Source organism: Nocardia sp. No.11 (assembly GCF_038752175.1).
In the GTDB taxonomy this organism is placed as follows: domain Bacteria; phylum Actinomycetota; class Actinomycetes; order Mycobacteriales; family Mycobacteriaceae; genus Nocardia; species Nocardia canadensis.
Genome location: NZ_JBCGFB010000042.1, coordinates 36,710 through 50,035 on the forward strand (window position 1 = coordinate 36,710; position 13,326 = coordinate 50,035).

The 13,326-nt window shown below is 69.7% G+C and carries 10 protein-coding genes; 6 read left to right on the plus strand and 4 right to left on the minus strand.

The window, feature by feature from the left end; all coding sequences use genetic code 11:
- Nucleotide 1: 1 nt before the first annotated feature.
- Entirely contained in the window at nt 2-1,408 is a 1,407-nt protein-coding gene (locus tag V8688_RS15600) for a family 2B encapsulin nanocompartment shell protein (protein WP_342801103.1), read from the minus strand.
- A 338-nt stretch (nt 1,409-1,746) separates the two neighbouring features.
- On the opposite strand from V8688_RS15600, the gene V8688_RS15605 reads away from it, so the two are divergent.
- The 3 genes from V8688_RS15605 to V8688_RS15615 all read left to right on the plus strand — a co-directional run bounded on the left by V8688_RS15605 (nt 1,747) and on the right by V8688_RS15615 (nt 6,953).
- The gene (locus V8688_RS15605; RefSeq protein WP_342801104.1) at nt 1,747-2,532 is read left to right on the plus strand and encodes a hypothetical protein; all 786 of its coding nucleotides are present in this window, start codon (nt 1,747-1,749) and stop codon (nt 2,530-2,532) included.
- A gap of 142 nt (nt 2,533-2,674) precedes the next feature.
- On the plus strand, nt 2,675-5,632 hold the full coding sequence (locus V8688_RS15610) for an AMP-binding protein (RefSeq protein ID WP_342801105.1): 2,958 nt from the start codon (nt 2,675-2,677) through the stop codon (nt 5,630-5,632).
- A 97-nt stretch (nt 5,633-5,729) separates the two neighbouring features.
- Entirely contained in the window at nt 5,730-6,953 is a 1,224-nt protein-coding gene (locus V8688_RS15615) for a lipase family protein (RefSeq protein WP_342801106.1), read from the plus strand.
- Between the two features lie 21 nt (nt 6,954-6,974).
- Here V8688_RS15615 and rffA read toward each other — a convergent pair whose 3' ends face one another.
- Both rffA and V8688_RS15625 read right to left on the minus strand, forming a co-directional pair.
- Nucleotides 6,975-8,111 (minus strand): dTDP-4-amino-4,6-dideoxygalactose transaminase, encoded by a 1,137-nt coding sequence (gene rffA / locus V8688_RS15620; protein ID WP_218718145.1) that lies wholly within the window; start codon nt 8,109-8,111, stop codon nt 6,975-6,977.
- Nucleotides 8,108-9,148 carry a glycosyltransferase gene (locus tag V8688_RS15625; RefSeq protein WP_218718196.1) on the minus strand — a complete coding sequence of 347 codons (1,041 nt, stop codon included), beginning with the start codon at nt 9,146-9,148 and terminating at the stop codon, nt 8,108-8,110. Before V8688_RS15625 ends, rffA begins: the two co-directional genes overlap by 4 nt.
- Nucleotides 9,149-9,442: 294 nt before the next feature.
- Here V8688_RS15625 and V8688_RS15630 point away from each other — a divergent pair, with 294 nt between their 5' ends.
- The 3 genes from V8688_RS15630 to V8688_RS15640 are packed head-to-tail and all read left to right on the plus strand — an operon-like array spanning nt 9,443 to nt 12,324.
- Nucleotides 9,443-11,650 (plus strand): hypothetical protein, encoded by a 2,208-nt coding sequence (locus V8688_RS15630; RefSeq protein WP_342801109.1) that lies wholly within the window; start codon nt 9,443-9,445, stop codon nt 11,648-11,650.
- The gene (locus V8688_RS15635) at nt 11,647-12,090 is read left to right on the plus strand and encodes a GtrA family protein (RefSeq protein WP_342801107.1); all 444 of its coding nucleotides are present in this window, start codon (nt 11,647-11,649) and stop codon (nt 12,088-12,090) included. The genes V8688_RS15630 and V8688_RS15635 overlap by 4 nt, the downstream gene beginning before the upstream one ends.
- Nucleotides 12,091-12,099: 9 nt before the next feature.
- Nucleotides 12,100-12,324 (plus strand): Trm112 family protein, encoded by a 225-nt coding sequence (locus tag V8688_RS15640; RefSeq protein WP_218718142.1) that lies wholly within the window; start codon nt 12,100-12,102, stop codon nt 12,322-12,324.
- Here the strand turns inward: V8688_RS15640 and V8688_RS15645 are convergent.
- Nucleotides 12,308-13,326 (minus strand): MFS transporter (locus tag V8688_RS15645; protein ID WP_342801108.1); only part of this gene is annotated, 1,019 nt, incomplete at its 5' end. The genes V8688_RS15640 and V8688_RS15645 overlap by 17 nt on opposite strands.

Here is a 13,326-nt window from a genome sequence, read left to right on the forward strand (position 1 = left end):
CTCAGTCGGCCCGGCGCGCGACGAGGACGTCGTCGAGAACGCCGAGCGCGTCGGGGACCAGCACAGCGGCCGAGTAGTAGCAGCTCACCAGGTACGACATGATCGACTGGTCGTCGATCTGCTTGAACCGGACGTTCAGGCTCGGCTCGTACTCGTCGGGGATACCGGTCTGGTGCAGCCCGACCACACCCTGGTCCTTCTCCCCGATGCGCATCGCCATGATGGAGGTGGTCTGGGTGCCGCTGACGGGGATCTTGCCGCAGGGCAGGATCGGCACGCCGCGCCAGCCGGGTACGCGATGGCCCTGGAACTCCACCGGGTCGGGATACAGTCCGCGGCGCGAACATTCGCGACCGAAGGCCGCGATCGCCTTCGGGTGCGCGAGGAAGAACTTGGTGCCGCGGCGCATGCTCAGCAGCTCGTCCATGTCGTCGGGGGTCGGCGGTCCGGACTCGGTCGTGATGCGCTGCTTGAGATCGCAATTGTTCAGCAGGCCGAACTCCGGGTTGTTCACCAAGTCGTGCTCGCGGCGCTCGTAGAGCGCTTCGACAGTCAGCCGCAGCTGCTGGTCGACCTGGTTCATCGGGTCGTTGAACAGATCCGCGACGCGGGTGTGGATGCGCAGCACGCTCTGCGCCAGGCTGAGCTCGTACTCCCGGGGACTGGCGTCGTAGTCGACGAAGGTGCCCTCGAGCAGGGGCTCCCCGGAATGGCCCGAGGAGATCTCGATATCGGCCTCGCCCTTGGAATTCTGTGTCCGCTGCGGCGTCCGCGCGGCATCGGTGCGAATGCGGGCGAGGTCGGGATTCGTTTCCAGGAATTGTTCGAACGATTGTCTGGGCAGACACAGAATCGTCGTTCTGGTCACCGTTTTCACGGTGTCGGGCCAGATCGCCGACGGGTCGGTGAGCATGTCCTCGCCGTAGTAGTCGCCGCCCGACAGCATGCCGAGTTTGGTGGCCTCGCCGTATTCGCCGGAGCCGATCCTGGCGAGTTTTCCGTGGACTACCAGAATCACCTGATCCATCGGATTGCCGAATTCGGCCACCACGGCGCCGGGGTCGAGATCGTATTGGACGAAATTGTCGGCCAGCGGGCGCAGCAATTGATCGTCGTCGACATCGCGCAGCGGGGGCAGTTCGCGCAATTCCTGGGGGATCACCCTGGCGCCCGCACCGTCGACGATGAACTCGACCTCGCCGTTGCCGACGGTATGGGTGAGCCGGCGATTGACGCGGTAGATACCGCCCGCGACCTGCACCCACGGCAGGGCGCGGGACAGCCACCGGGAGCTGATGCCCTGCATCTGCGGCTCGGATTTGGTGGTGTGCGCCAGCTGATGCGCCGCGGTGGTGCTGAGGCTCTTACGGACGGAATTGTCTGTGGGCAGCGGCATTTCGATGGTCATGGAGATCCTCACCTCGGGACGGAAATCGGCACGGCCGATCGGCCTGTGCGGCGCGACGGTGCGCGACAGGCTGGGGGTGGGCAACGATGCGAATCGAATGGTCCTGCGCGGATGAAACCGGGCTTGTGAAACGGTGTTACACGAAATGAGAAGCGTGTCAGTGCGTTCCGGACGAGATCGATGGTAGGTGGTCGGTGGCGCGGTTCGCGAGTTATTCGCGAAAACATGGCTGTGACCGGGAGATCCGTTGCGGGGGAGGCGATTGCGGCGCACCAGATGTCCTGGGATGAATCGCGGATCGATGCCGGGATCGGATTCGGAGTAGTTATCGTCGGACCATGTTCACCTGGATATACGAGCTACCGATCTGGCTGGACTTCCTGCTCATCACCGGCACGGCCGTGGGGCTCACCGTGACCGCGATTCTGCTCAGCAGACAGGCGGTGCGGCGCGCGTTCGGGCCCGAGACCGGCTGGAACGAGACCGTCACCATGGTGCTCACCGTCGGTGGGGTGTTCTACGGGTTGCTGCTCGGGCTCATCGCGGCGGCGACCTACGAGTCCTACGACGTGGCGCAGAGCCGCGTCGCCGACGAGGCCGCCGCGGTCGGCACCCTGTATCGGGAGGTGAGTGCCTACCCGGAGCCGTATCGGGAGTTGCTGCGCGACGATCTCGCCGACTACACCCGCGACGTGCTCGACGTCGTCTGGCCCGCGCTGCGGGAGGGCGAGGAGCCGATGGGCGGCACCGCGCTGGTGACCAGGTTCCAGGGTCACCTGCTCGAGTTCCGGCCGGCGAGCAGTGCCGAGGAAATCCTGCACGCCGCCACCATCGACCAGTTCGCTCGCTTCGATTCCGACCGCAGGCACCGGATCAATGCCACCAAAGGCGGCATTCCGGACGTGCTCTGGTGGACGATCCTGGTCGGCGGCGCGGTGAACCTGGTGCTGCTGTGCCTGTTCTGCCTGGGGAAACACGCCCATCTGGTGCTCGGTGGACTGTTCGCGTTCTTCCTCGGTGCGATGATCTTTCTGATCGCCGCGCTGGACTATCCGTTCCGCGGTGATCTCAGTGTGAGCAGGGAGCCGTTCGACAGCGTCTACGTGAACGTGATGGGCCGCTGAACCGCCACGGTGTGACCCGAATCGCCGCAACATGCGGCCTGTCACAGCCGACACATAATGGAGGTCCGGTGTGGTTAGCTCATATGAGCACATCGGGGTGTGTGAGGTGTGTCACTTTCAGCAGGTAGGCCAGGTGGGAACGGTGGATATCAGTCCAAAAGGTGTGGTCGGTTCTATGCAGCGGTTGCTGGCTACCGCGCAGAACGGGCTGGAGGTGATCCGCTTCGGCGGATTGGCACACGACGTCGAGTCCTCGCCCTTCGAGGTCGTCGAGCGCCGACGTATGTACCGGTTGCGCCATTACTTCCCCGACGACATGACGCCCGGCCGTCCGGTGGCGCTGCTGGTGCCGCCGTTGATGGTGAACGCCGACATCTGGGATGTCAACGCCGCGGGCGGCGCGGTCGGCATTCTGCACGCCAGCGGAATCGACTGCTGGGTCATCGATTTCGGCTCGCCGGCCACCGAGGAGGGTGGCTGGGAGCGTGACCTGGCCGACCATGTGCTCGCGGTGGACTCGGCCATCGACACCGTGTGCGAGGCCACCGGCGCGCAGCTGCACCTGATGGGCTACTCGCAGGGCGGCATGTTCGCCTACCAGACCGCCGCCTACCGGTACGGCAAGGGCGTGGCCTCCATCGTCACCTTCGGCAGCCCGGTCGACATCGTCGCGGGCATGCCGTTCGGGCTGCCCTACGGCGTGGTCTCCGAGGTCGCCGACTTCCTGGCCGACCACGTGATGCACCGGCTGCCGATCACCGAGTCGATGGTGCGCATCGGCTTCCAGATGCTCGACCCGGTCAAGACCGCCAAGTCGCGGATCGACTTCCTGCTGCAACTGCACGACCGGGAAGCGTTGCTGCCCAAGGAACGTCAGCGCCGCTTCCTCAACAGCGATGGCTGGGTGGGGTATTCGGGCCCCGCGGTCGCCGATCTGCTCAAGCAGTTCGTCGCGCACAATCGGATGATGCTGGGCGGCTTCGTGATCCGCGATCACCCGATCTCGCTGGCCGAGCTGCGCTGCCCGATCCTGGCCTTCGTCGGCGAGGTCGACGACATCGGCCAGCCGGGTGCCGTGCGTGGCATCGTGCGGGCCGCGCCCAACGCCGAGGTCTACGAAGCCAGTTTGGTGGCAGGGCATTTCGGTCTCGTCGCCGGTTCGACGGCGACCAATCACACCTGGCCGATGGTGCGTGACTGGATCGCCTGGATGGACGGCAACGGCTCGCTGCCCGAGCAGATCGTGCCCATGCGCGAGCACGTCGCGAGCAACGCCCCGCGCACCGCCGCGACCCGGGTGGTGCACACCGCGGCGTCGCTGGCCGAGGCGGGCGCCGGCGTCGGCAAGGCACTGGAAGGCATCGCCGGCAACACCATTCGTGGTTCGCTCGAGATGGCGGGCGAGGCCGCGCGGGCGCTGCCACGCCTGACCCGGCTCGGCATGATCCAGCCGCACACCCGCATCTCGCTGGGCAAGCTGCTGCACGAGCACGCCAAGCGGGCGCCGCAGAAGGACCTGTTCCTCTTCGACGACCGGGTGCACACCAATGCCGCGGTCGAGGTGCGCATCGACAATGTGGTGCGCGGTTTGATCTCGGTCGGTATCCGGCCCGCCACCCGGGTCGGCGTCGTCATGGAGACCAGGCCGAGCGCGCTGGCCGCCGTCGCCGCGCTCTCGCGCCTCGGCGCCGTCGCGGTCCTGCTGGCCCCCGGCGCCGAGCTGGACCGGGCCATGGAGCTGACCGGCGTGCAGACGCTGATCACCGACCCGGAGAACCTGCGCACCACCGCCGCGACCGGGGCCAGGGTGCTGGTGCTCGGCGGTGGTGACGCCCGGCGGCTCGCGCTGCCGGCCACCGACCGGGTGATCGATCTCGAGCAGGTCGACCCGTCCACGGTGCGGGTGCCCGCGTGGTACCGCCCCAACCCGGGCCTGGCGCGCGAGCTCGCGTTCATCCTCGTCATCGGCACCGGTGACCGGCTGGAGGCGAAATACATCACCAACCATCGCTGGGCGCTGTCGGCGTTCGGCACCGCGAGCGCGGCCGACCTCGACCGCCGCGACACCGTGTACTGCCTCGCGCCGCTGCATCACTCGTCGGGGCTGCTGGTGAGCCTCGGCGGCGCGATCGCGGGCGGTAGCCGGATCGCGCTGGCCAGGCCGATGGACCTGGAGCCGGGCCGTTTCGCCGAGGAAGTGCATCGCTACGGCGTCACCGTCGTCACCTACACCTGGACGATGCTGCGCGACCTGCTCGACGCGCAGGTCTTCCCGGCCGGGCACAACCACCCGATCCGGCTGTTCATCGGCTCCGGTATGCCCGCTGGGCTGTGGCGGCGCACCGTGGAGCAGTTCGCCCCGGCCCGGGTGCTGGAGTTCTACGCCTCCATCGACGGCGACGTGGTGCTGGCCAATGTGCCGGGCGCCAAGATCGGCTCCAAGGGCAGGCCGGTGCCGGGCACCGCGCATGTCGAGCTGGTCGCCTACGACCCGGTCACCGAGCAGATTCTCGTCGGCGACGACGGTTTCGCGCGGCGCTGCGCCGACAACGAGCCGGGTCTGCTGCTCGGCAAGTCGGTCGACGGCGGTGACCTGTCCGACGGTGGGTTGCGCGGGGTGTTCCGCGCCGGGGACGCCTGGTGGCCGACGGAGAACCTGTTCCGGCGCGACAGCGACGGTGACTACTGGTTGGTCGACCGCCGCGACACGGTGATCCGCACCCCGCGCGGACCGGTGTTCACCCAGCCGATCGTGGACGTGCTCAACGACATCACCCCGGTCGACATGGAGGTCGCCTACGGGCTGCCGACGCCGTCGGGCGTCCTGGCCGCGGCCGCGCTGAGCGTGCGCAAGGGCTTCCGGATCGAACCGGGTGACGTCACCGAGGCGATGCGTGCGCTGGCCCCCGATCAGCGACCCGATCTGGTCTACGTCGTCGACGAGATCCCGCGCAGCACCAGCTTCCGGCCCTCGGCCACGGCGGTGCAGGCCGCGGGTCTGCCGAAGGCGGGGCCGAACACCTGGATCTACCACCGGGAGACCGACACCTACGAGGTGCTCACCGACGCGGCGGCCGCCACCCTGTTCGGCGGCCACTGACTCGGGTATCCGGGCCGATCGGTCGACTCGGGTAGATTGCCCGCGGCACTGATCGGCATCCCCGCGTTCCGGCGTGGGCGGACTCGGAGGTTCGGTAGTGATCGGTTCACGGACGCTCTCGGCACGACTGGCGGCCCCGGTGGCCGTGCTCGCCGCCATGTTCGCGGTCGGTGCGCCGGTCGCGGTCGCCCAGGACGGGCAGGCCGGGCCCGAGTTCTTCACGCCCGCGGCGGATCTGGTGCCGGGCGAGCACGGCTCGGTGATCCGGTCGCGTCCGCTCACCGGCGATCCCGGGGTGCCGGGTGCGCGCAACCACCTGGTGCTGTACCGCTCGGTGGACATGCGGGGCAACCCCGTCGCGGTCTCGGGCACCCTCGCGGTGCCCCAGGGCGAACCGCCCGCAGGCGGTTGGCCGCTGATTTCGTGGGCGCACGGCACCACCGGCACCGCCGACGTGTGCGCGCCGTCCCGTGACACCGGCGCGACGTTCCCCGCGCACGACTACACCGCCCTGGCCCGCGAGGTCCAGGCGCGGTGGGTGGCCGCCGGTTACGCGGTGGCCCAGACCGACTACCAGGGGCTCGGCACGCCGGGCCCGCACGGCTATCTGATCGGGGAGGCCGAGCAGCGCGCCGTCGCCGATATGGCCACGGCGGCACGGGTGATCGCGCCCGAGATCGGCAGCGGGTGGGTGGCGATGGGGCACTCGCAGGGCGGACAGGCCGCGGTGTTCGCGAACGCGCGGTCCCAGGAGTGGGCGCCGGGGATGCGGCTGCTCGGTGCGGTGGCGATGGCGCCCGCGTCGCACCTGGGGCCGGTGGTGCGTGGGCTGGGGCTGATCGGCCGGGCCGGTGCCGCGGCGGACGTGGTCCCGGCCGGGGCGGTGGCGTTCCTGCCGCTGTTCCTCCGTGGCGCCGAGACCGTCGCCGCGATCGATCCGGCGACTTTCCTTGCGCCGCAGGCCTTGTCGATGCTCGGACAAGCCGACGACCGCTGCATCGGGCAACTGCGGGCGGCCGATTCCTGGGGCGGACTCGACCCGGGCACGGTGTTCACCGAGGATCCGCGGGTCGACGCGCTCGCCGGGGTACTCGACGCCAACGACCCCAGCTCGCTGCCGCTGACCACCCCGCTGCTGGTGCAGCAGGGTTCCGGCGACACCGTGGTGCTGCCGCTCGCGACCGATGCCATGGTCGCCCGGCAGCGGGCGGCCGGTCACGCGGTGGACTATCACACCTACCCCGGCGTCGATCATCGCGGCCTGCTCGCCGCGGGCTACGGCGCCGCGCTGGCCTGGGTGAACGCGCGCTTCGGCCGCTGAGACCCGGCTGGTGCCGGGCGACTACACCTGGAACTCGGTGACCGCGTCGATGACGCGAGCCTGCTGCGCCTGCGACAGCAGCGGCCACAGCGGTAGCCGCACGATCGTCGCCGAGAAGTTCGCCGATCGGGTGCACGGCACCGGCGTGCGGCCGTACTTGAGCCCGGCCGGGCTGGAATCGAGCGGAATGTAGTGGAACGGCGCGACGATGCCGCGCTCGGCGAGGTGGCCGATGATGCGGTCGCGGCTCTCCTCGGTCGGCATCCGCAGGTAGAACAGGTGCGCGGTGTGGCCGCGGTCGGCGGGCACCGTCATGGGGCGCACATCGTTGCGGGCCGCCCACTCCGGCAGCGCCGCCGCGTAGGTGTCCCACACCCGGTGCCGCTGCCGCTGGATGGTGTCGAACTCGGCCAGCTGGGCGTCGAGGACCGCCGCGTTGAGCTCGCTGGGCAGGTAGCTGGAGCCGATGTCCTGCCAGGAGTACTTGTCGACCTGACCACGCAGGAAGCGGGCGCGGTCGGTGCCCTTCTCGCGCATGATCTCGGCGCGACCCATCAGGATCTCGTCCGAGAGCAGCAGCGCGCCGCCCTCGCCGCAGTGCACGTTCTTGGTGTCGTGGAAGCTCTGGGTACCCAGCGTGCCGATGGTGCCGAGCTGCCTGCCGCGCCAGGTGCCGCCGAGACCGTGCGCGTTGTCCTCGATGATCGCCAAGCCGTGCTGGGCGGCCAGCGCGAGCAGCGGCTCCATGTCGGCGGCCACCCCGCCGTAGTGCATGACGACGATCGCCTTGGTGCGGTCGGTGATCGCGGCCGCCGCGGCCGCCGGATCGATGTTGCCGGTCGAATCGTCGATGTCGACGAACACACATGTCGACCCGCGCAGCGCCATCGCCGTGGCCGCCGAGGTGAACGCGAAACTCGGGACGATCACCTCGTCCTCGGGGCCCAGTTCCAGCAGCAGCGCGCCGAGTTCGAGAGCGTGCGTGCACGAGGTGGTGAGCAGCGCGTGCCCGGCGCCGGTGATGGCCTTGATCTTCGCCGTCGCCGACTTGGTGAACGTGCCGTCACCGTGACTGTGATCGGAGTCGAGCACGGCCAGCAGATTGGCGCGCTCGGCGGCGGCGCGGAACGGCCTGCTGAAGATGATGCGCTCGTTCACTCGTGGTGACCCTTCTCCGCCGCGGCTGCCGGCGCCACGGCGTCGACTCGATGAGGCACAGCCGGCGCATGCATCGTATCCGGGCGCGGAGTCGGGGTCTCGACGGTCAGGTACAGCGGCTTGCCGACCAGGATGTGCAGCGCCACACCGAGATACTCGGCGATCAGGCCCAGTGAGAACAGGGTCGCCCCCGAGCACAACAGCAGCACGACGATGATCGACGCCCAACCCTCGGGATCGTGGTTGTCCTGGGTCAGCGCCTGCACGATGACCACGGCGGCCATGATCACCCCGGCCAGCGCCAGGGTCACCCCGAGCATGCTGACCAGGCGCAGACCACGGGTGCCGCTGCACAGCACCATCTTCCAGAACAGCGAGAACAGTCGGCGGTAGTTGTAGCCGGACTCCTCGCGGCCTTCGGCACGCAAGACCACCGGCACCTGCACGGCGTTGCCGACCACCCAGGTCAGCGCCACGTCCAGGTACACACCGTTGGCGGCGACCTCGGCCAGCTGACGGCCGATGTCACCGCGGATCAGCCGGAAGCTCTCGAAGCGCGTCGAATCCGGGAACGCGAACACCGTCGCGAGCACGATCTTGGCTCCGCGCGAGGTGAGGTTGCGCAGGAAACCGTGCGGGCGGGTGTTGGTCGGCTTGGAGTAGACCAGGTCCGCGCGCGAGGCCAGCGCCGCGTCGAGGAAATCGGCGATGAACGCCGGGTCGTGCTGACCGTCCTCGTCCATGGTGACGATCCAGTCGCCGCGCGCGGCCGCCATCCCCGCGATCGTGGCGGCGTCCTGGCCGAAGTTGCGGCTCAACCAGACCGGGCGCACCTGCGGGTAGGTGCGGGCCAGCTCCTGCAGCACCACGTCCGACCGGTCGGGGCCGTTGTCGTGCACGAGGATGATCTCCTCGACCGCGAACCGGGCGCCGGCGGCGGACGTCGACGGACCGGTCAGCCGATCCAGCTCGGCGACCAGGGCAGCGATCGTCTCCTCGCCGCGATACACCGGCACGACCACCGACACCGAATGCACCGGGCGCGATCCGTCGCGGTCGGGCGCACCGGCACGCAGGACGGCGCCGGGGCGGGACGAGGGTGCGGGAGGAAGCGGCATCGTCGACTTTCGTGTGTTTTTGGCGGCGGGCGCCGAGGACAGCAGAGACTCCTGCGGTGGTGCGCACTTTAACACCGGAATGCGACACCTCGTGGTGTGGCCAGGGGCGATCGGGGACACCCGGTCCAAGCCCCGTGCGACGGTGCCGATGTGGTCGCTTGCCTGTAGGGTCTGGTCCTCGTGGTGGAAAGTAGAACCCCTCCCCGTCGTGCCGTGTACCTGTGGGGCTTGATCACCTCCCTCGGAGTGATCGCGGGCTTCGGCGCGGTTCTGCTGGCCAACGCCAGACACTTCTACACCGACGACACCGAATCCCAGTACGTGCCGCTGTGGGTGATGCTCGGCAGGCGGCTGCGCGACGGCGATCTGCCGGTGATGGTGCCCGAGCACTGGATGGCCGGAAACTACGCGATCGAGGAAGCGGGACTGCTGAATCCGCCGCAGTTGCTGATCGATCTGATCGCGCCCTCGGTGGACAATCTCGTGCTGTACGCGACCGTGGTGAAGCTGATCTTCGCGATCATCCTCGGTCTCGGCGTCTACCGGATCTGCCTGGCCTACGGCGCGAAGGTGCAGTGGGCCGCGCTGGCCGGCGTCTCGATCCCGTTCACCGGGTGGCTGCTGTTCTTCGACGAGGCCAGCTGGATGACCGCGTTCACCGGCACCGCCTGGATGGTGCACGCGTGGGCCTCGGGCGTGCGCTACGCGCGGGGCCGGGGCGGGCCGATCCCGGTGTTCGTCTACCTGTACCTGGCGATCTCGGTGCAGTACATCTTCCCCGCGGTCGAGGCCGGTCTGATGATCGGCGCCGTCGCGGTGGGCGAGCTGATCTACCAGAAGGCCTGGCGGCCCCCGCTGAAGCTGCTGATGGTCTCCGGACTGGCCGCGCTCGCCGGGCTGGCGACGTATCTGCCGTCCATGCTGTCGGCGAAGGTGACCTGGCGCGGTACCGCCCAGATCAACAACGACCAGTTCCTCACCGTGCCGTGGTCGGAATCGCTGAACGCGAGCCTGCCTTCGACGCTGCCCGCCTTCACCTCGTGGTGGGGCTATGTGCAGCCGCTGCCGGTGGTCTACATCGCCTGGTTCCTGATCCCCGCGCTGGCGTTCATCGACTGGGGCCGGGCGCGGGCCGCCTGGCGCGAGCTCAGCGGTATCGCGCTGTTCGCGATCGCGGCGCTGATGTGGACCGCCGGCCCCGGCACGATCGGCCCGCTGCGCTGGCCGGCGCGCGTGCTGCCGATGGTCGCACTGGGTCTGCTGCTGCTGGTCTGCGTGCTGCTCGGACGGTTCGCCACCTTCAAGGACTGGCGTTCGCGCGGCATCGCCGCGGCGGTGCTGATCGGGCTGCTGTGGGTGCGCTCGTTCTCGGCCGACCCGCACAACTGGCTGGTCCACATCGGCGCCGCGCTGGTGCTGGCCGCGCTCGGCGCGGGCGTGGTGTGGCTGGCGGTGAACAGGGGCACCTCGGCGGCGGTCGCAGTGGCGATCGTCGCGGTCTTCCCGATCGCCTACTTCCAGGTCGACCGGGCGCAACCGACGCCGATGAGCTGGAACCTGCCCAGCGACCGCGCCGCGGCCATGGCGGCGTTCCCCGACTTCGCGGGCACCACCCTGCAGTTGGGTGATCGCGCGCTGATCCAGCCGGGGGAACGCACGCTCGACGGCGCCTACGGCTCGCTGGTGTTCGGCAACTACGCCAAGGATCTCGAGCTCACCTACGTCAGCGGCTACACCCCCAACGGGCACTACTGGTTCGGCGACATGCTCTGCATGCGCTGGGACACCAGCGTCTGCCCCGACGCGTACCGGCGCGCGTTCGCGGTCGAGCCGTCGACCGGCAAGACCATCGTCGACCTGATGAACGTCGACCGTGTCGTCCTGCAGCGCGCGCTCTACCCGGACGCGCGCGCCCAGGAAGCTCCCACGGGCTGGAAGTGGGTCGACTACCCGGGCCACGAGAAGTACATCGCGGTGCTCGAACGCGAGAACGGTCTGATCTCCACCCGCAACGGCCGCGTCTCCGCGGTCGAGGGCGGTACCGCGGTCTCGGTGTCGGAGACCGACACCACCAGCCGGGTCCGGGTCAGTTCCGACAACGGCGGCCGGGTGGTGTTCGCCCGGCTGGGCTGGCCGGGCTACCGGGTGAGCATCGACGGCAAGGACGTGCCGTTCAAGGTCGTCGCCAAGAGCTTCGTCGCGGTCGACATCCCGGCAGGCACCCGTAACGGCGACCTCGAGCTGACCTGGCGTCCGCCGGGCTGGAAGATCGGCGGCGCCGCCATCGCGCTCGGGTTGCTCGGCCTCGGGCTGTTCCAGTGGCTCTACGTGCGCGGACGCAAGCCCGAGGACGAACCGGACGCGCCCACGGCCGAGTCGATCCCGACCGAGGACGCCGAGCTCGCGGACGCGGTGCGATGACCACCGAGGCGGCGTCGGCCGGCGGCGTGCTCGAGACGCCGGGCCCGCTGCTGCGGGTCGTCAAGCGTCAGGAGCTGGCGTTCGCGATCGTCGGCGGGTTCAACACCCTGCTCGGCATGGCGCTGGCCGTGTTCTGGCTGGGCGTGCTCGGCGACGGCAGGCCGGGTCTGGCGGTCGTGGCCGCGTACGCGGTGAGCACGGTCGTCGCCTTCGTGCTGCACCGGACGCTGGTGTTCCGGGTGCGCGGGCACCTGCTGCGTGACTTCGTCGCCTTCTGCGGGGTGAACGCGGGCGGATTGGTCCTCAACGTGATCCTGGTCGAGGTGGCCGTGACGGCCTTGGGGTTCCCGGCCGCGCCCGCCTCGGTGATCGTGATGGGTCTGGTCGCGGTGCTCAGCTTCTTCGGGCACCGCTACATCTCGTTCCGGCGGGCGCGGTAGGTTAGGGACATGGCGCACGAATCCACCCTCGACGCAACCCTGCTCGGCCTGCTGGCCTGCCCTCAGGACAAGGGCCCGCTGCAGCTGGTGCGCACCGAAGCGGACGCGAGCGTGCTCTACAACCCGCGCCTGCGCCGCGCCTACCCGATCGACAACGGCATCCCGGTACTGCTGATCGACGAGGCGCGCGACGTGAGCGACGCCGAACACGAGTTCTTCACCGCTCAGTCCTGAGCGGAACGGCGAACAGCGCCGCGGCCCCGGCGATCAGCGCGATCCCGGTCAGCAGCAGCGCCGCTCGTCCACCCCACACCTGCGCGAGTACCCCGATCGCCACCGTCGACAGGGCGACGACGGCGCTGTTGGTGACGGTCCAGGCGGTCAGCACGCGGGTGGTGACCCCCGGTGCGATCCGTTCGAGCCGGTAGGTCGCGAACACCGGGGTGAACACCGCCATCGCCGCCACGATCCAGGTCTGGATCACCAGCACGACGACCATCCCCGCCACGCCGGGCGGTGTCCACGCCAGAAAGATCGACGCGCCGACCCGCGCGATCCCCGCACCGCGCAGGACCGCGGCCGCGCCGACCCGGCGCACCAGCGGCCCGGTCAGCCGGGTCGCCGCGAGACCGCCGAGACACGGCAGCCCCAAGACGATGCCGTACTGCCAGGTCGCGAAGCCGAGATCGCGGATGAGCAGCACCGTCAGCACGGGCGCGCTGCCCATGATCAACCCGCTGACCAGGCAGGTGTGCACGCACAGCCGGCGCAGCGCCGGATCCGCGCGGATGATCCGCAGGCCCGCCCCGGTCCCGCCGAGGACCGCCGACCCGGCCGCGACCGACTCGCGGGCCCGGATCCCGGCCAGCGCCCAGGCCGACCCGAGATAGCTGACCGCGTCGATCACCACCGTGATCACCGGCCCGAAGATTCCGAACAGCACCCCGCCGACGGGCGGCCCGGTCGCGGTGACCGCCCACTGTGTCGCCTCGAGCCTGCTGTTGGCCGACAGCAGCAGCTCCGGCGGCGCCACCGCGCGCAGCAGCGCACCACGCGCGGCGGTGAACACGATCGTCGCCGCGGCGGTGACAGCCGCGACCACCACCAGCAGCCCGTACCCGAGCATCCCCAGCCACCACGCCACGGCCACGCTCGCCAGCACCGCGCACCGCACCAGATCGGCGCCGATCAGCACCGCGCGCTTGGGCGCGCGTTCGGCCCAGCCACCCAGCGGCG